This window comes from Pseudomonas sp. BCA17, assembly GCF_004519405.1.
Lineage (GTDB): Bacteria > Pseudomonadota > Gammaproteobacteria > Pseudomonadales > Pseudomonadaceae > Aquipseudomonas.
Map to the genome: position 1 here is coordinate 525,999 of NZ_SGWI01000001.1, position 16,111 is coordinate 542,109.

Below are 16,111 nucleotides of genomic sequence, written 5' to 3' on the forward strand. Positions count from 1 at the left end.
CTCGAGACCGCCACAAAATGAACCCGATGCCAGGCTGCAGGACGTGTGCAATCGAGATGGGCCTACACCTTCAAGAGGAAACACTCGATGACCCAAACAGAACTCGCCGATCTTTACCACGGCTATATCGACTGCCTCAACCGTCAGGATTGGGCACACCTTGGTGATTTCGTTCACGCCGACGTCACCTACAACGCGACCCTCGTGGGGCTCGCAGGTTATCGCGCGATGCTGGAGCGAGACTTTCGCGAAATCCCCGACCTGGTGTTTCGCATCCAACTGCTGGTGGTCGACCCGCCCACGATTGCCAGCCGACTGAATTTCAACGTCAGCCCCCGTGGGGAGTTTTTAGGGTTGCCGATCAATGGCAAGCGGGTTGTCTTTGATGAAAACGTATTTTACGAAGTCATCGACGGGAAATTTGCGCACGTCTGGTCAGTGATCGACAAAGCGGCGATCGAACGGCAGGTGTGATGGCCTGCGTCGTCTAGACTCCACGCACCCATCAACCGTGGAGAGCTGACATGCACAACAAAAACACGCTATGCCTCTGGTACGACGGCGTCGCCTTGGAGGCAGCGACCTTCTACGCCGCGACCTTTCCCGACAGCCGCGTCGATGCCGTGCACCTGGCGCCGGGCGACTACCCTTCGGGCAAACAAGGCGATGTGTTGACCGTCGAATTCACGGTGATGGGCATCCCCTGCCTGGGTCTCAATGGCGGCCCGGCATTCCCGCATACGAACGCGTTTTCCTTTCAGGTAGCGACGGACGACCAGGCTGAAACCGACCGCTATTGGCACGCCATTATCGATAACGGCGGTCAGGCCAGCGCCTGTGGCTGGTGCAAGGACAAGTGGGGCGTGTCGTGGCAGATCACCCCTCGTGCGTTGAGCGCGGCGATCAGCCATCCCGACCCGGCTACGGCCAAGCGCGCCTTTGACGCCATGATGACCATGACCAGGATCGACGTGGCCACCATCGAAGCCGCCGTGGCCGGGGTTGATCGCTCATGAGTCGGATGGGACGTTTGCGCCGGGGTTGACACATTCCGTCACATCCCCTGAAGATGAACGCCTTATCCAGGGTGTGCCTGCTCATGTCTGCTACGTTTTCCGCTGACCTCACCGTCATTGGCTTGATTGCCAAGGCGCAAGGTTGCGTAGCGCACGCCCTCAAATCGAAGAAACAGTCGCTCATGTGACCGGGGCGCGCTGTCCCGTCAGATGAGCTGACAGGACATTGAGCGCGGACCCACTCCCCCTTCGCACAATTCCCCATGCTCTTCTGACGGTGACTCAAGCGGTCAATCATCAGGAGAAAGTGCATGTCAGCGTTTCAAGGTATCTGGGTTCCCGTGGTCACGCCGTTCCAGGACGGCGCAATCGACTTTATCGGCCTGCATCGACTGCTCGGCAACCTGCTGGAAAAACACGTGGCCGGGATCATGGTGTGCACCACCACCGGCGAAGCCGCAGCGCTGTCCCGCCACGAGCAACTGGCCGTGCTGGATGCCGTGCTGCAGTGGGTCCCGGCGCACCGTGTGGTGATGGGCCTGGCGGGGAATAACCAGGTCGAGTTGCTGCAGTTCCAGAGCGAAATCCTCAAGCGCCCGGTGGCCGGCCTGCTGGTGCCCGCGCCGAGCTACATACGCCCCTCCCAGGCGGGCCTTGAAGATTTTTTCCGTACGGTGGCGGATGCCTCCAGCGTGCCGGTCATTCTCTACGACATTCCTTATCGCACCGGGGCGACCTTTGAGCAGGCCACGTTGCTGAATATCGTCGCCCATGCGCGTATCCAGGCGGTCAAGGATTGTGGCGGCAACCTGAGCAACACCCTGGCGCTGCTGGCCAGCGGCGAGGTGGACGTGCTGTGCGGCGAGGACATCCAGATATTCAACGCGCTGTGCCTGGGCGCCAGCGGTGCAATTGCCGCGTCGGCGCATGTGCAGACAGAGCAGTTTGTCACGCTGTGGCACCAGATACGGGATAACCGGCTGACCGAAGCGCGGGCGACGTTTTTCCGCTTGCGGCCATTGATCGAGACGATGTTCATGGAACCCAACCCGGCGCCGGTAAAGGCAGCGCTGGCCTTGGACGGGGTGATCGGCAGCCACTTGCGGGCACCGATGCAGCAGGCCAGCCAAGCGGTGGTGGCGCGCTGGCAGGCGCTGCTACAGCGCTGATCGAACGGTCGAGTATTTGCCCATGCGCCAAAAAAAGACATCCATCCGACCGGCCGGTTGCGACCCGCCCGATACCGGCCTATGTTCCATGCCATGTTGTGCATTTTGCTGTGCTCCGCCCCAGGTTCCTTCAGTACTCAGGTGACCACATGCCCATACAACCCCGCCCCGCCGTACTTGAACTGATCGGCAACACGCCGTTGGTGCGGGTCAGCCGCTTCGATACTGGCCCGTGCACGCTGTTTCTCAAACTGGAATCGCAGAACCCCGGTGGTTCGATCAAGGACCGTATCGGCCTGGCCATGATCGACGCCGCCGAGCGCGACGGTCGCCTGCGCCCCGGTGGCACGATTGTCGAAGCCACGGCCGGCAACACCGGCCTGGGCCTCGCACTGGTAGGCCGGGCCAAGGGTTACCGCGTGGTGCTGGTTGTACCCGACAAGATGTCCACCGAAAAGGTCTTGCACCTGAAGGCCATGGGGGCCGAAGTGCACATCACCCGCTCCGATGTGGGCAAGGGCCACCCCGAGTATTACCAGGACGTGGCCGCACGCCTGGCCAAGGACATTCCCGGTTCGTTTTTCGCCGACCAGTTCAACAACCCGGCCAACCCCTTGGCCCACGAAACCAGCACCGCGCCGGAAATCTGGGCACAGACCCAACACGATGTCGACGCCATTGTGGTAGGTGTCGGCTCGGCCGGCACCCTCACCGGCCTGACCCGCTTCTTCCAGCGTGTGCAGCCTGAACTGGAGATGGTGCTGGCCGACCCGGTGGGCTCGGTGATGGCCGAGTACAGCCGCAGCGGCCAGTTGGAAACCCCCGGTTCCTGGGCCGTGGAAGGCATCGGCGAAGACTTCGTGCCGTCGATTGCCGACCTCTCCAGCGTGCGCCATGCCTACTCCATCAGCGATGAAGAAAGCTTCGACCACGCCCGCCAACTGCTCAAGGCTGAAGGTATTCTCGGTGGGTCTTCGACCGGCACCCTGCTCGCCGCCGCCCTGCGCTATTGCCGCGAGCAGACCCAGCCCAAGCGTGTGGTCACGTTCGTGTGCGACACCGGCACGCGCTACCTGTCGAAGATCTATAACGACCAATGGATGAAGGACGCAGGCTTGTTGCAATACAAGCACTATGGCGACCTGCGCGACCTGATCGCCCGCCGCTTCGAAGACGGCCGGGTGATCAGCGTCAGCCCCGATGACACCTTGCTCACCGCGTTCCAGCGCATGCGCCTGGCCGATGTATCGCAACTGCCGGTACTGGTGGACGGCAAGGAACTGGTCGGGGTGATCGACGAGTCCGACATCCTGCTGGGGCTGCACCACGATGCCGCAGATTTCAAAATGATCGTCGCCAGCGCCATGACCACCACGTTGCACACCCTGGCCCCCAGTGCCAGCCTGGCGGAACTGCAGGCGGAGCTGGATCGTGGCCTGGTTGCCATTATTGCCGACGATTCGGGCTTTCATGGCCTGATCACTCGCGTCGACCTGCTTAACCACCTACGGAGATCCCTTGCATGAGTCAGTCCGATAGAAGCGCTTTCGCTACCCGCGTGATCCATGCCGGGCAATCCCCCGACCCGACTACCGGCGCGTTGATGCCGCCGATCTACGCCAACTCCACGTACCTGCAAAGCAGCCCCGGCGTGCACAAAGGCTTCGATTACGGGCGCTCCCACAACCCCACGCGGTTTGCCCTGGAGCGCTGCGTCGCGGACCTGGAAGGCGGCAGTCAGGCATTTGCCTTTGCATCCGGGCTGGCGGCTATTTCGACCGTGTTGGAATTGCTGGATGCAGGCGCGCATATCGTCTCCGGGAACGACTTGTACGGCGGCACCTTTCGCCTGTTCGATAAAGTGCGCCAGCGCAGTGCCGGGCACACATTCAGCTACGTCGACCTGAGCAATGTGTCGGCCTTTGAGGCGGCGTTGCAGGCGAACACGCGCATGGTGTGGGTCGAGACGCCGAGCAACCCGTTGCTGAGCCTCACCGACCTCAGTGCGATCGCCCGTATCTGCCAGGAACGCGGGATCATCTGCGTAGCCGATAACACCTTCGCCAGCCCATGGATCCAGCGCCCACTGGAGCTGGGTTTCGACATCGTGGTGCACTCCACCACCAAGTACCTCAATGGCCACTCCGACGTCATCGGCGGCATTGCCGTTGTCGGCCACAACCTCGATTTGGCGGAGCGCCTGGGCTTTCTGCAGAACTCGGTCGGCGCCATCGCCGGCCCCTTCGATGCCTTCCTGACGCTGCGCGGCGTGAAAACCCTGGCGCTGCGCATGGAGCGCCATTGCAGCAATGCGTTGGAACTGGCCACCTGGCTGGAGCAACAGCCGCAAGTGTCACGCGTGTATTACCCGGGGCTGGCGTCTCACCCACAACACGAGTTGGCCCGTCGGCAGATGCGCGGGTTTGGCGGGATGATTTCAGTGGACCTGAACAGCGACCTGGCCGGTGCCACACGCTTCCTGGAAAACGTCAGGATCTTCGCCCTGGCGGAAAGCCTGGGGGGTGTGGAAAGCCTGATCGAACACCCGGCGATCATGACCCACGCGAGTATTCCGGCCGCCACGCGGGCGCAGTTGGGGATTGGGGATGGGTTGGTGCGGCTATCGGTGGGGGTTGAAGACGTAGAGGATTTACGCGCCGATCTGGCTCAGGCCCTGGCCCGTATCTGACGCAGAGGAGGCGCTGATGTGGGAGCGGCAAGCCCGCTCCCACATTGCCCCTTGTGCATCAGGTGGCTATCAACGCGCCGCCGTGATGTTGGCCCGTGCCGCATGCAACTTCTTGTAGCTGTCGATCAAGCGCAGATGCCGGTCCAACCCTTCCAGCTTCATGCTGGTCGGCGTCAAGCCATGGAACCGTACGGTGCCGTTGACCGAGCCAATCACCGCGTCCATACGCTCGTTACCGAACATCCGGCGGAAGTTGGCTTCGTAATCGGCCAGGTCCAGGTCGTCATCCAGTTCCATCTCCAGCACCGCATTCATCGCCTGGTAAAACAGGCCACGTTCAACGGTGTTGTCGTTGTACTGGAGGAACATTTCCACGCACTCCTTGGCCTCTTCATATTGCTGCAGGGCCAGGAAGATCAGTAGCTTCAACTCCAGGATGGTCAGTTGGCCCCAGACGGTGTTGTCATCGAACTCGATGCCGATCAGGGTGGTGATGTCGGTGTAGTCGTCCAGCTCGCTGTCTATCAGGCGCTCGAGCAACGCCTGCAACTCTTCTTCGCTGAGGCTGTGCAGGTTGAGGATGTCGGCGCGGAAGAACAGCGCCTTGTTGGTGTTGTCCCAGATCAGATCGTCCACCGGGTAGATTTCCGAGTAGTCCGGCACGAGGATACGGCACGCGGTGGCGCCGAGATGTTCGTACACCGCCATATACGACTCTTTGCCCATACCGTCGAGGATACCGAACAATGTCGCGGCTTCCTGGGCGTTGGAGTCTTCGCCTTGGCCCGAGAAGTCCCACTCGACGAATTCATAATCCGACTGCGCGCTGAAGAAGCGCCACGACACCACGCCGCTGGAGTCGATGAAGTGCTCGACGAAGTTATTCGGCTCGGTCACCGCCTGGCCTTCGAACGTCGGCTGCGGCAGATCGTTCAAGCCTTCGAAGCTGCGGCCTTGCAGCAGCTCGGTCAGGCTGCGCTCCAACGCCACTTCCAGGCTTGGGTGCGCGCCGAACGAGGCGAATACGCCACCGGTACGTGGGTTCATCAGGGTCACGCACATGACCGGGAATTCACCGCCCAGCGAGGCGTCCTTGACCAGCACCGGGAACCCCTGGGCTTCCAGCCCCTGAATACCCGCCAGGATGCTTGGGTATTTGGCCAGCACCTCGGCAGGCACGTCCGGCAAGGCAAACTCGCCTTCGATGATTTCGCGCTTCACCGCACGTTCGAAGATTTCCGACAGGCACTGAACCTGGGCTTCAGCCAAGGTGTTGCCCGCGCTCATGCCGTTGCTGAGGTAGAGGTTTTCGATCAGGTTGGACGGGAAGTACACCACTTCACCGTCGGACTGGCGCACGAACGGCAGCGAAACAATGCCGCGTTCTTCATTGCCCGAGTTGGTGTCGAACAGATGCGAACCACGCAGTTCGCCCTCACGGTTGTAGATCTTCAGGCAGTAGGCGTCGAGGATTTCCGGCGGCAGCTCATCCTTGCTGCCCGGTTGGAACCAGCGCTCATCCGGGTAATGCACGAATGGCGCGTTGGCCAGTTCCTCACCCCAGAACTGATCGTTGTAGAAGAAGTTGCAGTTGAGCCGCTCGATGAACTCGCCCAACGCCGACGCCAAGGCGCCCTCTTTGGTCGCGCCCTTGCCGTTGGTGAAGCACATCGGCGAATGCGCATCGCGAATATGCAGCGACCACACGTTAGGCACGATATTGCGCCACGATGCGATTTCAATCTTCATGCCCAGGCCGGCCAGAATGCCGGACATGTTGGCGATGGTCTGTTCCAGCGGCAGGTCTTTGCCGGCAATGTAGGTACCGGTCTCGCCAGTGGAACCGGGCATCAACAGCGCCTGGGCGTCGGCATCGAGGTTTTCCACTTCTTCGATGACGAACTCAGGGCCGGCCTGCACCACTTTTTTCACGGTGCAGCGGTCGATGGAGCGCAGGATGCCCTGGCGGTCCTTGTCGGAAATATCCGCTGGCAACTCGACCTGGATCTTGAAGATCTGGTTGTAACGGTTTTCCGGGTCGACGATGTTGTTCTGCGACAAGCGGATATTGTCGGTGGGAATGTTGCGCGTCTGGCAGTACAGCTTGACGAAGTAGGCCGCGCACAACGCCGACGATGCCAGGAAATAATCGAATGGCCCCGGTGCCGAACCGTCGCCTTTGTAGCGGATCGGCTGGTCGGCAATCACCGTGAAGTCATCGAACTTGGCTTCAAGCCGGAGGTTGTCGAGAAAGTTGACCTTAATTTCCATGGGGGCACACCAGAATAACGAGCTAAACAAAATGGCCGCTATTATGAGGATTTTCGCCGGGAAGTCTCCGGGTTTTCCCAATGGCCTGCCGATCGGTTAACGTCCTACCCAATTCCTGCCGAGGCATCCGCCCATGTCCATCGCCGATAACCTGCTTGCGTTCACCTTCGCCGCCACCCTGCTCACGCTCACGCCCGGGCTCGATACCGCATTGGTGTTGCGCACGGCCACGGTGGAAGGTAAGCGCCAGGCGCTGCAGGCCACCCTGGGCATCAATGCCGGTTGCCTGCTGTGGGGCGCGGCCGTGGCGTTTGGGCTGGGCGCGTTGATTGCGGTATCGGAAGTGGCCTATACCCTGCTCAAGTACTGCGGCGCCGCATATCTGGCCTGGCTGGGCGTGAACATGCTGCTGCGCCCGCGCCGTTCCCTGGCGCCGGAACAGGCCGACCGCAAGGCCAGTGGCAATTGGTTCCTCAAGGGCATGCTGGGGAATGCTCTGAACCCCAAAGTGGGGATTTTCTACGTGTCGTTCCTGCCGCAGTTCATCCCCCAGGGCCATTCTCTGGTTGCTTGGACCTTCGGCCTGGTGAGTATCCACGTGGTACTGGGCCTGGTGTGGTCGCTGGTGTTGATTGGCGCGACTCAACCATTGTCCGGTTTCCTGCGCCGGGAAAAGGTGATCCGGTGGATGGACCGCACCACCGGACTGATCTTTGTGCTGTTTGCCGCGCGGCTGGCATTCAGCAAGCGCTGAGGGTCAGCGCAGGCGGATCGACAGTTCGATGTCATCGGCAAACGGCACCGACAGATAACCGTTATCCGGCGAGCGCACGTGCGCCAGGTATTGCGGGCAATAGTCGGTGTTGTCGGCCACCACCAAGGCACCTGGCCGCAAGTGTTTTTCCACCAGGCCCAGCACATCGCCATACAGTGACTTGGCGCCATCGAGCAGCAACAGATCGACGCTTTCCGGCAAACCTGTGGCCAGGGTCACCAGGGCATCGCCTTCGCGAATTTCGATCAGGTCGCTCACCCCGCCTTCAATGAAATGCTCCCGCGCCAGGGCGATCTTCGACGGTTCGAACTCGCTGCCGATCAGCACGCCGCCGCCGTTGTCACGTAAGGCGGCAGCCAGGAACAGGGTGGACAGGCCGAACGAGGTTCCGAACTCGACAATGGCGCGCGCCCCGCTGCTTCGGGCGAGCATGTAGAGCAGGTTGCCGGTGTCGCGGGAGACCGGCAGCCACAGGTCCTTGAGCATCGTGTAGAGCGCCAGGTATTCGGTTTTACTGTGCATCAGTCGGTCGCGCTCTTCGCGCGAGACGCTGTCGACCACAGGGCTGGTAGCGGCATTGGCTTGTGTGTAGAGGCGTTCGATCAATGGCGCCAATGGCGCGGTGGTCAGGATCGTCATGGTTGCTTTCCGTCAGGTTGGGGCTAGGATGCGACTAATTCGTCGCATTAAAAGTATGCGAGTGATTCATCGCCTTCGCTATTCGCATTGGCCCTGCGCCCGGAGCCCCCCATGACCACCCGCCAGACCCCGCGTATTTCCTCGCGCAAACAACCGCAACAGGCGCGCTCCACCGAACTGGTGGCGGCGATCCTGCAGGCTGCTATTCAGGTTTTGGCCAAGGAAGGCGTCACCCGTTTCACCACCGCGCGGGTGGCGGAAAAGGCCGGCGTAAGTGTGGGCTCGGTGTACCAGTACTTCCCGAACAAGGCGGCGATTCTGTTCAGGTTGCAAAGTGATGAGTGGCGGCAGACCACGCAGATGCTGTGCGGCATTCTGCAAAGGTACGATGAGGCACCGCTGGATCGCTTGCGCAGCATGGTGCATGCCTTCATCCAATCGGAGTGCGAAGAAGCACAGATGCGGATCGCGCTGAATGATGCGGCACCGCTCTATCGCGATGCGCCGGAAGCCCAGGAAGTGCGAGCAGCGGGCCAGCAGACTTTCGAGGCGTTCATGCTGGAATTATTGCCTCGGGTAAGCACGCAAACACGCACGCTGGCGTGCGAGTTGATCCTGGCCACGCTCAAGTCGGTGGGCAAGGATTTTTCCGGCAGCCCTCGAACTGACGAAGAAATCGCGGTTTACGCTGACGGCATGGCGGATATGTTCCGTGCCTACGTGATTGCGCTCGACCCTGCCAATGCGCCCCGCTGATTCCTGTTGAGGTGGAATCGCCCGAGGCGCACTCGGCACTGTCCCCCCCTACCCTTGGCCCGACACCGTCATGGCTGTTTCATACAGACTTCGCACCGACAGCCCAATGGGCCGGGAAATCGGCCGAACGAATCGCCGGATCTGATTCCACGATGTCGAGCGTGACCAGTCGATGCGCAACAAATGGGTCTTGCGCCATCATTTCCTGGATGTCCGCCAGCTGCTGGGCATGGGCAAGAATGAACCCACCACTCTCATCTGTCAGCGGGCCGGCGAAGAGTACATTGGCGGACTTGATGTGTTTCACCAGCCAATCTTTGTGCGCGTCCAGATGCTCTCGAATCTGTTCGGGGGGACGGCTATAAGTCAGCGTGATTGCATAAAGCATACGTTCATTTCCTCGGGGCAAAGGTTATAAAGCGGCTGCCGACAGGCGTGCCACGGCATCCGGAATCGCACGCCTGGCAAGCGCTACGCCTTTATCGCGGCTCTGCTCGCCTTTGGAGGCACCTTCGGCACGAACGAACTCGATATCGGTAATGCCCAGGAAGCCAAAGAACGCCTTTAGATAGCTTTCCTGGAAATCCATTTTTTGAAAGGGACCTTCGGCGTAGAAACCTCCACGCGCCGAAACAACGATCACGCGCTTGCCGCCGGCCAAGCCGACAGGTCCGTGTTCGGTGTATTTGAATGTGCGTCCCACCTGCGCAATTCGGTCCAGCCAGGCTTTTAATTGGCTTGAAACACTGAAGTTGTACATGGGGGCACCGATGACCAGCACATCGCTCGCCAGGAACTCGGTGACCAGGGTCTCCGACAGTTGATGCTCGAGCAAAGTGGCTGCCGGAAAATCACTGATCCCGGTTTGCCGGAATCCGGCGGCAATCGAACCGCTCAGATGCCGCACCTCATCATTGGCAAGGTCGCGATACTGCACCTGGGTATCGGGGTGAATGGCCTGAATGCGCGCAACGATGGCTGCACTGAGGTCACGGGTGATGGAGTCGCTGCCCATGATGCTGGAGTCTATATGCAGTACGTTCATGCTTGCTGCCCTCGGTATAAGAAGTCATGGCGTTCAAAAGCGCTATAAAGCGGGCGTCATCGTCCCGACTCGCGGGCCGCGCGATCGATAAGTCTGGCGACAACATCGGGATGAGAAACCAGCGACAAGTGGCTGGAGCGAACGGAGACGGTCGTGGCGCCAATTTGATGCGCGATGGCCTGTTGTACCGGCGGGGCCAAAGCATGGTCGTCAGTGGTCAACAAGTACCAGCTTGGCTTGTCGTGCCACGCCGCATGCTCGACCTTTCCGGCAAAACAGGCGGCGGCAATCGGTTGCTGCACAGCGGTCAGCAAGCGGGCCTTCTTCGCCGACAGGTCCGCCGCCATGACGTGATGAAACTGCGCAGGATCGTCCAACCAGACCAGCCCATCGGCGTCAGGGGCGAGGCCCGTCATCGGCGCCTTCAACCGTTCCAGCAGATCAGCCGCAGACTCGCCGCTGTCCGGGACAAGCGCGGACAGATAAACCAGACCTTTGACATGAGTGGCGTTGCCTGCCTGTGTGATCACCGCGCCGGCCCACGAATGCCCCACCAACAGCACGTCACCGTGTTGCCGGCGAAGGACCCGTTCGGTGGCGAGCACATCATCGCTCAACGAGGTCATCGGGTTCTGCACGGCAGTCACGTGATAGCCCATCGCAGTCAGTCGCTCGATCACCGGTGACCAACTCGAGCCATCGGCGAACGCACCATGTACCAGCACAATGTTGCGTACGGAATGTAAGGGTGCCGCCGCCATTGCGCTGCCTCCAGAGACCAACAGGGACAACCCCAATGCAACGGTGAGTCGAGCTAACCACCTGAGGGGGCTGCGCCGACTTGCATTTTCGCGGGGAACATTGATGGGGGATGGCATCGTCATGCTGAGCGTCTCTGCAATTTGTGCCGCCAGTCTAGGCGTGACCTGCCAAAACCGTGAGGTACCAAACCGGCCATACTTCATGCAAAATTCGCCATCTCGATCATCAGGCAGGATTTACCATGCGCATTGCGATCATTGCCTTAGAAGGCAGCCTGATGTCAGCCATCACCGGCTTGGCTGATCTGTTCTGGATGACCAATCAGGCATTGAGATCGCCCCCGGCAGGCTTGTCATCCGTCTTGAAGCACAGCAGTTTCACTGAGTTCGAAACCGTCATAGTCAGTGCGGATGGCAAGGCGCAGCGGGATGCTCAAGGCCGGCTGATCCCAGTGGATGCCGCATTTGACGACGCAGGTCCGTGCGATGCGGTGCTCGTAACGGGGATGGCGCTGGGGCCGGATCGACTGCCGCCCAGCTCTGCATCCCTCGTGCCAGCCGCGCGGTGGATCAACGCCCATCATCAACAGGGTGTACTTGTCGGAGCAGCTTGCGCAGGTACGTTTGTACTGGGAGAGGCTGGCCTATTGAACAGCCGGCGCTGTACGACAACGTGGTGGCTTCACCATGTGTTCAAACAGCGATTCCCCAAGGCCCTGCCGACATGGGGTTCCGCGGTGGAGGCGCAAGATCGCGTCGTGACTACCGGAGGACCTTTATCCTGGGTTGATCTGGCGCTGTATGTGATCGGCACTCTCGCCGGGAGGGAGGTCGCGAAATTAACCGCTGATATGTCAGTGACGGATAGCTTGCCATTGCCTCAGTCGGTGTATGCACCTCGAGGCTTTATCAACAATGCCGATCCACTGCTGCTGGAAACGGAGCAAATCATCCGACACGGCAAGCCTGGATTGACCGCCGTAGACCTCGCCAAGGCCTTGAACGTGAGCGAGCGCACGCTACATCGACGGTTCAAGAACCTGACAAATGAGTCGCCCAAGGAACTGATCACACGCGTGAGAATAGAAACCGCCTGTGTTCTTCTACAGGTACCCGGCGCCAGCGTTAAACAAGTGGCGCTCAACTGCGGCTACAACGAGGACACCTCATTCCGACGGGCCTTCATACAACTGACGGGGATGACGCCCGCCGATTATAAACGCTGGGCGAAAGGACGCGCGTCTGTGGGAATCGACGCTGGGGCAATCGAGGGTTAGGCATATAAAGGAGTACGCCATGGAAAAAACAATCAGGCTCGCCAATGTGGCCGACATCGAGAGCATTTTTCTGGATGCACAGGTTGTGCTGACAGGTCTCAACCCACACCAGCTAAGGAATGTGCCATGCCCCCCATCGCCACAAACGCCGCACTGCTGATCATCGATATGCAGCAAGGCATGAACCAGCCGAAGCTGGGGCGACGCAATAACCCAGGCGCTGAAGCGCAGATGCAGCAGTTGCTCAAGGCGTGGCGGCAATCGAGTCGCCCGGTCGTGCACATCCGGCATATTTCCCGCGCGCCCGACTCGGTATTCTGGCCGGGCCAGCCGGGGTGCGAATTCCAGCCCGCGCTGCAACCCCTTGCGCACGAACATGTGGTGGAGAAGAACGTCCCGGATGCCTTCACCGCCACGGGCCTGGAGCGCTGGCTGCATGCGCGCTCGATCCGGCAACTGGTGATCGTCGGCGTGATCACCAATAACTCGGTCGAGGCCACGGCACGCTCAGGCGGCAACCTGGGTTTTGAGGTGACGGTGGTTTCCGACGCTTGCTACACCTTCGACCAAACCGATTTGTCCGGGCGCCTGTGGCCAGCCGAAGATGTGCACGCGTTGTCGCTGAGCAACCTTGCGATGGACTATGCAAGGGTGATGGAGACCGACGAAATCCTGGCTCATTGCTGAGCTGAACCGTTATGCGTCGTTATGCGTCAGGCGCGGATAAAGCCTGCGCTTGCAGAAATGCCGTCACTGGCAGCCCTGCAAGCCATTGCCTCTAACGCGCCTGCGCCACCATCGCTCGCCATGCCTGGACACTGGCCCGCTCGTTGACCTTGGCATGCCACCCGTGCAGTGCCTCACATTCAGCCGGTACCGGCAGTTCCACCAGCGCGGCGAAGATCATTGCGCCGAGCAAAGCGATGTCGGCCATGGAAAATTCCTCACCCGCGACATAGGGCCGGTTTTTCAGCACACCGTCGAAGTAGCGCATGCCTCGCACAGCTTTGTCGCGCATGCGCAGGCCCCATTCAGCATTCTGGTAGAGCTCGACGTCCGGCCCGAGCCCTGGGGTTGCGTGGTGGAAGTACACACTCACGGCATCCATAAACTCGATTTCCGCGCGCTTGGTCATCATGTGAATCAGACCTTGCTCGGCCGGTGTTCTGCCGGTCAATACCGGGTTGCCGTCGAGGGTATCCAGGTACTGGGTGATTGCCGTGCATTCGGCGATGAGCGTGCCGTCGCCCAGTTGCAGCACGGGCAAGGTCCCGGAGTAGTTGAGGGCGAGAAACGCGGGCTGCTTGTGCTCGCCGTTCCAAAGGTTGACCGACACGAACTCTACGGTGGGCAGCAGGCCCTTCTCGGCCAGTGCAATTCGCACCCGCGCCGGATAGGGGCCGCTGTACCAATCATAAATTTTCATCATCGGTGTGTGGGATGCGTCGGAATGATGCTGCTGAGTGGTCATGATTCGCTCGCCTACCTGTCAAGTGGTAGGTAGAAATTAGAAGCTCTGTTTCGAACTGTCAACCACTACCTGCCAGTTGGCAGGTAAAAAAATTTCAGCGTAGAATCCTCCCCTCTTCCTACGAACCGAGGAACCTATACGTGAGCGAAAATGCGCGGGAAGCCATTCTGGAAGCGGCCAAAGTCGCCGCCCAGCATTACGGTTACAGCGGCATCAATTTCCGCAGCATCGGCGAAACGGTGGGCATCAAGAACGCAAGTATCTATTACCACTTCCCCAGTAAGGCCGACCTCGGCGCAGCCGTGGCCAAGCGTTACTGGCAAGACACTGCCGGCGCCCTCGAGGCCATACGCGCGCAAAACCCTGACCCGCTGCAATGCATGCGGATCTACCCGAGCATCTTTCGCCAATCGCTCGAAGGCGGCAATCGCTTGTGCTTGTCCAGTTTCATGGCGGCCGAGTACCAGGACCTGCCCGAAGAGGTGAAGAAAGAGGTACTCGCGTTTGCCGATGTCAACGTAGCGTGGCTCACCGAGGTGCTCACGGAAATCGGCAACGGCGACGCAGCGGACACCGAGCGACGCGCCCGTGCCATCTACACCGCCATCGCCGGCGCGCAATTGATTGCTCGCACGCGCGTTGATATTGGCTTGTACGACGAACTCATTCAGAGCTATCAGGACGCAGGGCTTATTCCGACATGACGGGCTGTAGGCCCACCTGCAACAGGTAAGCCTCCAGTTTCTCCAGATGCTCTGACGCAACCATCGCCCCGATGTACCCGTCAGGACGCACCAGCACCCAATCGCCAATAGCCAGTTCATAGGCACGTTGAACATGGTCCTGGTCGTCGTTGACCTCGCCCTCCGGCCCAAACACATGCACATGCATACCGGACCGTGGCTTTACCCTCCCGCGCGTCACGCCATAGCCGAGCAACGTCCAGTGCGTTCCCTGAAACAGCTTGAACAGGCGCAGGCGCTGGCCATCCGCACCCCGTATCGGCGCATCCGGCGCCCGGTCGCCCGCCGTAAAGCCACTGCGCACGGGGTGCTCCAACGCCAGCGAGGACTGCGGGTAGCCGATATCCAGTTGATGCACTTCCCTGCCCCGTCGCAGGTCGCCGCTTTTCATCGCTCCGAGCAATTTCGTCGACAGGCCAAGCACGGAGGCGGCGACAGGCCGGCGCTCCTCCTCATAGGTGTCGAGCAAGCCCTCAGGCGCGCCCCGCACCACCGCCGCCAGCTTCCAGCCGAGGTTATAGGCGTCCTGCACGCTGGTGTTCAGGCCCTGGCCACCGGTGGGCGGATGGATGTGGGCGGCGTCGCCCATCAGCAGCACCCGCCCTGCGCGATATCGATCGGCCAAGCGGGCATTCATGGTGTAGGCCGACGCCCAGGACACGGAACTCACCTGGATATCCGCACGACCGGTGCGCTCGACAACGATGGCCGTGAGCCCTTCGGCGCTGAAGTCGATGTCGACATCAGGCGGGATCGGCCCCTGCAGCTGGAACAGGTCGGTACCGGCCAACGGGCATATCGCAATCTGGCGTTGCATGTCACCTTCGCCAAAGCGGTGCCAGGCATCACGCGTGAGGCCGCTAAGCATCACATCCGCCACCAGGGCGCGTACGCCCAGGGTCTTGCCGGGGAAGCCGATATCCAGGGCATGCCGGACAAAGCTGCGACCGCCATCAGCCCCCACCAGCCAACGTGCACGGATACTTTCTTCGCCACCCTTGCCGACCAAGCGCGCACAGACGCCCTCGGCGTCCTGTTCAAACCCGATCAGCTCACAGCCAAACTCAGGCTGATGGCCCAGTTCCAGCAGGCGCTCGCGCATCACCTGTTCCGTCAAAAACTGCGGCACCATCAACGGGTGCTGATAGGGCTCGGCCGGCGTCGGGGTCTGTGGTGGGGTGAATTCGGCGTCGCTGTAGCTGCCGTCGTCGCGGTAGCGTCGGTCAGTCGGATAGACTCCACCCACAGCCACCAAACGGTCGAGAATCCCCAGGTCTTCGAAGACTTCCTGGGACCTCGGCTGGATACCCTTGCCACGCGAACCGTGGAAAGGTTGATGGTTTTTTTCGATCAGGCGGAAGTCGATACCCCTTCTCGCCAGGTCGATCGCCAAGGTCAGGCCGGCGGCGCCGGCACCACAAATCAGTACATCGACAGCGAATTGCGTTTTCATACTGGATCACCTATATGTGCAATACGCACATATTAAGAGAGGCCAA

The 16,111-nt window shown here is 60.6% G+C and carries 17 protein-coding genes; 10 read left to right on the forward strand and 7 right to left on the reverse strand.

What is annotated here, in order from left to right:
- The first annotated feature begins 87 nt into the window (after nt 1-87).
- The 5 genes from EXW71_RS02310 (at nt 88) to EXW71_RS02330 (ending at nt 4,874) form a co-directional block, all read left to right on the forward strand.
- Nucleotides 88-474: an ester cyclase gene (locus tag EXW71_RS02310; protein ID WP_134657423.1), complete on the forward strand. Its 387-nt coding sequence runs from the start codon at nt 88-90 to the stop codon at nt 472-474.
- A gap of 50 nt (nt 475-524) precedes the next feature.
- Nucleotides 525-1,016 carry a VOC family protein gene (locus EXW71_RS02315; RefSeq protein ID WP_134657424.1) on the forward strand — a complete coding sequence of 164 codons (492 nt, stop codon included), beginning with the start codon at nt 525-527 and terminating at the stop codon, nt 1,014-1,016.
- 311 nt (nt 1,017-1,327) lie between these two features.
- Nucleotides 1,328-2,185 carry a 4-hydroxy-tetrahydrodipicolinate synthase gene (gene dapA, locus EXW71_RS02320; protein ID WP_134657425.1) on the forward strand — a complete coding sequence of 286 codons (858 nt, stop codon included), beginning with the start codon at nt 1,328-1,330 and terminating at the stop codon, nt 2,183-2,185.
- A 149-nt stretch (nt 2,186-2,334) separates the two neighbouring features.
- The gene (locus EXW71_RS02325) at nt 2,335-3,711 is read left to right on the forward strand and encodes a cystathionine beta-synthase (RefSeq protein ID WP_134657426.1); all 1,377 of its coding nucleotides are present in this window, start codon (nt 2,335-2,337) and stop codon (nt 3,709-3,711) included.
- Nucleotides 3,708-4,874 carry a cystathionine gamma-synthase gene (locus tag EXW71_RS02330; protein WP_134657427.1) on the forward strand — a complete coding sequence of 389 codons (1,167 nt, stop codon included), beginning with the start codon at nt 3,708-3,710 and terminating at the stop codon, nt 4,872-4,874. Before EXW71_RS02325 ends, EXW71_RS02330 begins: the two co-directional genes overlap by 4 nt.
- A 69-nt stretch (nt 4,875-4,943) precedes the next feature.
- Here the strand turns inward: EXW71_RS02330 and EXW71_RS02335 are convergent, their stop codons facing one another.
- Entirely contained in the window at nt 4,944-7,145 is a 2,202-nt protein-coding gene (locus tag EXW71_RS02335) for an OsmC domain/YcaO domain-containing protein (RefSeq protein WP_134657428.1), read from the reverse strand.
- 133 nt (nt 7,146-7,278) lie between these two features.
- On the opposite strand from EXW71_RS02335, the gene EXW71_RS02340 reads away from it, so the two are divergent.
- A complete protein-coding gene (locus EXW71_RS02340) occupies nt 7,279-7,899 on the forward strand; it encodes a LysE family translocator (RefSeq protein WP_134657429.1) in 621 nt (206 codons plus the stop codon).
- 3 nt (nt 7,900-7,902) lie between these two features.
- Here the strand turns inward: EXW71_RS02340 and EXW71_RS02345 are convergent, their stop codons facing one another.
- Nucleotides 7,903-8,559 carry an O-methyltransferase gene (locus EXW71_RS02345; RefSeq protein WP_134657430.1) on the reverse strand — a complete coding sequence of 219 codons (657 nt, stop codon included), beginning with the start codon at nt 8,557-8,559 and terminating at the stop codon, nt 7,903-7,905.
- A gap of 111 nt (nt 8,560-8,670) precedes the next feature.
- Here EXW71_RS02345 and EXW71_RS02350 point away from each other — a divergent pair, with 111 nt between their 5' ends.
- On the forward strand, nt 8,671-9,315 hold the full coding sequence (locus EXW71_RS02350; protein ID WP_134657431.1) for a TetR family transcriptional regulator: 645 nt from the start codon (nt 8,671-8,673) through the stop codon (nt 9,313-9,315).
- Nucleotides 9,316-9,394: 79 nt separating this feature from the next.
- On the opposite strand, the gene EXW71_RS02355 is transcribed toward EXW71_RS02350, so the two are convergent.
- The 3 genes from EXW71_RS02355 to EXW71_RS02365 are packed head-to-tail and all read right to left on the reverse strand — an operon-like array spanning nt 9,395 to nt 11,121.
- The gene (locus EXW71_RS02355) at nt 9,395-9,703 is read right to left on the reverse strand and encodes a YciI family protein (RefSeq protein WP_134657432.1); all 309 of its coding nucleotides are present in this window, start codon (nt 9,701-9,703) and stop codon (nt 9,395-9,397) included.
- Nucleotides 9,704-9,727: 24 nt separating this feature from the next.
- Nucleotides 9,728-10,360, reverse strand: coding sequence for an FMN-dependent NADH-azoreductase (locus tag EXW71_RS02360; protein WP_134657433.1), 633 nt, complete (start codon nt 10,358-10,360; stop codon nt 9,728-9,730).
- A gap of 56 nt (nt 10,361-10,416) precedes the next feature.
- A complete protein-coding gene (locus tag EXW71_RS02365; protein WP_256657067.1) occupies nt 10,417-11,121 on the reverse strand; it encodes an alpha/beta fold hydrolase in 705 nt (234 codons plus the stop codon).
- A 242-nt stretch (nt 11,122-11,363) separates the two neighbouring features.
- On the opposite strand from EXW71_RS02365, the gene EXW71_RS02370 reads away from it, so the two are divergent.
- Nucleotides 11,364-12,398 carry a GlxA family transcriptional regulator gene (locus EXW71_RS02370; RefSeq protein WP_134657435.1) on the forward strand — a complete coding sequence of 345 codons (1,035 nt, stop codon included), beginning with the start codon at nt 11,364-11,366 and terminating at the stop codon, nt 12,396-12,398.
- Nucleotides 12,399-12,524: 126 nt separating this feature from the next.
- Entirely contained in the window at nt 12,525-13,085 is a 561-nt protein-coding gene (locus EXW71_RS02375; RefSeq protein ID WP_134657436.1) for a cysteine hydrolase family protein, read from the forward strand.
- Nucleotides 13,086-13,176: 91 nt separating this feature from the next.
- Here the strand turns inward: EXW71_RS02375 and EXW71_RS02380 are convergent, their stop codons facing one another.
- Nucleotides 13,177-13,869 (reverse strand): glutathione S-transferase, encoded by a 693-nt coding sequence (locus tag EXW71_RS02380; protein WP_134657437.1) that lies wholly within the window; start codon nt 13,867-13,869, stop codon nt 13,177-13,179.
- A 140-nt stretch (nt 13,870-14,009) separates the two neighbouring features.
- On the opposite strand from EXW71_RS02380, the gene EXW71_RS02385 reads away from it, so the two are divergent.
- On the forward strand, nt 14,010-14,573 hold the full coding sequence (locus EXW71_RS02385) for a TetR/AcrR family transcriptional regulator (RefSeq protein ID WP_134657438.1): 564 nt from the start codon (nt 14,010-14,012) through the stop codon (nt 14,571-14,573).
- Here EXW71_RS02385 and EXW71_RS02390 read toward each other — a convergent pair.
- Nucleotides 14,560-16,065 carry an FAD-dependent oxidoreductase gene (locus EXW71_RS02390; protein ID WP_134657439.1) on the reverse strand — a complete coding sequence of 502 codons (1,506 nt, stop codon included), beginning with the start codon at nt 16,063-16,065 and terminating at the stop codon, nt 14,560-14,562. The two genes, EXW71_RS02385 and EXW71_RS02390, sit on opposite strands and share 14 nt — an antisense overlap.
- Nucleotides 16,066-16,111 lie beyond the last annotated feature (46 nt).

Coding starts and splice junctions, on each gene's coding strand:
- EXW71_RS02310 (WP_134657423.1), top strand. CDS start 88: ATGACCCAAACAGAACTCGCCGATCTTTACCACGGCTATATCGACTGC.
- EXW71_RS02315 (WP_134657424.1), top strand. CDS start 525: ATGCACAACAAAAACACGCTATGCCTCTGGTACGACGGCGTCGCCTTG.
- dapA (WP_134657425.1), top strand. CDS start 1,328: ATGTCAGCGTTTCAAGGTATCTGGGTTCCCGTGGTCACGCCGTTCCAG.
- EXW71_RS02325 (WP_134657426.1), top strand. CDS start 2,335: ATGCCCATACAACCCCGCCCCGCCGTACTTGAACTGATCGGCAACACG.
- EXW71_RS02330 (WP_134657427.1), top strand. CDS start 3,708: ATGAGTCAGTCCGATAGAAGCGCTTTCGCTACCCGCGTGATCCATGCC.
- EXW71_RS02335 (WP_134657428.1), bottom strand. CDS start 7,145: ATGGAAATTAAGGTCAACTTTCTCGACAACCTCCGGCTTGAAGCCAAG.
- EXW71_RS02340 (WP_134657429.1), top strand. CDS start 7,279: ATGTCCATCGCCGATAACCTGCTTGCGTTCACCTTCGCCGCCACCCTG.
- EXW71_RS02345 (WP_134657430.1), bottom strand. CDS start 8,559: ATGACGATCCTGACCACCGCGCCATTGGCGCCATTGATCGAACGCCTC.
- EXW71_RS02350 (WP_134657431.1), top strand. CDS start 8,671: ATGACCACCCGCCAGACCCCGCGTATTTCCTCGCGCAAACAACCGCAA.
- EXW71_RS02355 (WP_134657432.1), bottom strand. CDS start 9,703: ATGCTTTATGCAATCACGCTGACTTATAGCCGTCCCCCCGAACAGATT.
- EXW71_RS02360 (WP_134657433.1), bottom strand. CDS start 10,360: ATGAACGTACTGCATATAGACTCCAGCATCATGGGCAGCGACTCCATC.
- EXW71_RS02365 (WP_256657067.1), bottom strand. CDS start 11,121: ATGGCGGCGGCACCCTTACATTCCGTACGCAACATTGTGCTGGTACAT.
- EXW71_RS02370 (WP_134657435.1), top strand. CDS start 11,364: ATGCGCATTGCGATCATTGCCTTAGAAGGCAGCCTGATGTCAGCCATC.
- EXW71_RS02375 (WP_134657436.1), top strand. CDS start 12,525: ATGCCCCCCATCGCCACAAACGCCGCACTGCTGATCATCGATATGCAG.
- EXW71_RS02380 (WP_134657437.1), bottom strand. CDS start 13,869: ATGACCACTCAGCAGCATCATTCCGACGCATCCCACACACCGATGATG.
- EXW71_RS02390 (WP_134657439.1), bottom strand. CDS start 16,065: ATGAAAACGCAATTCGCTGTCGATGTACTGATTTGTGGTGCCGGCGCC.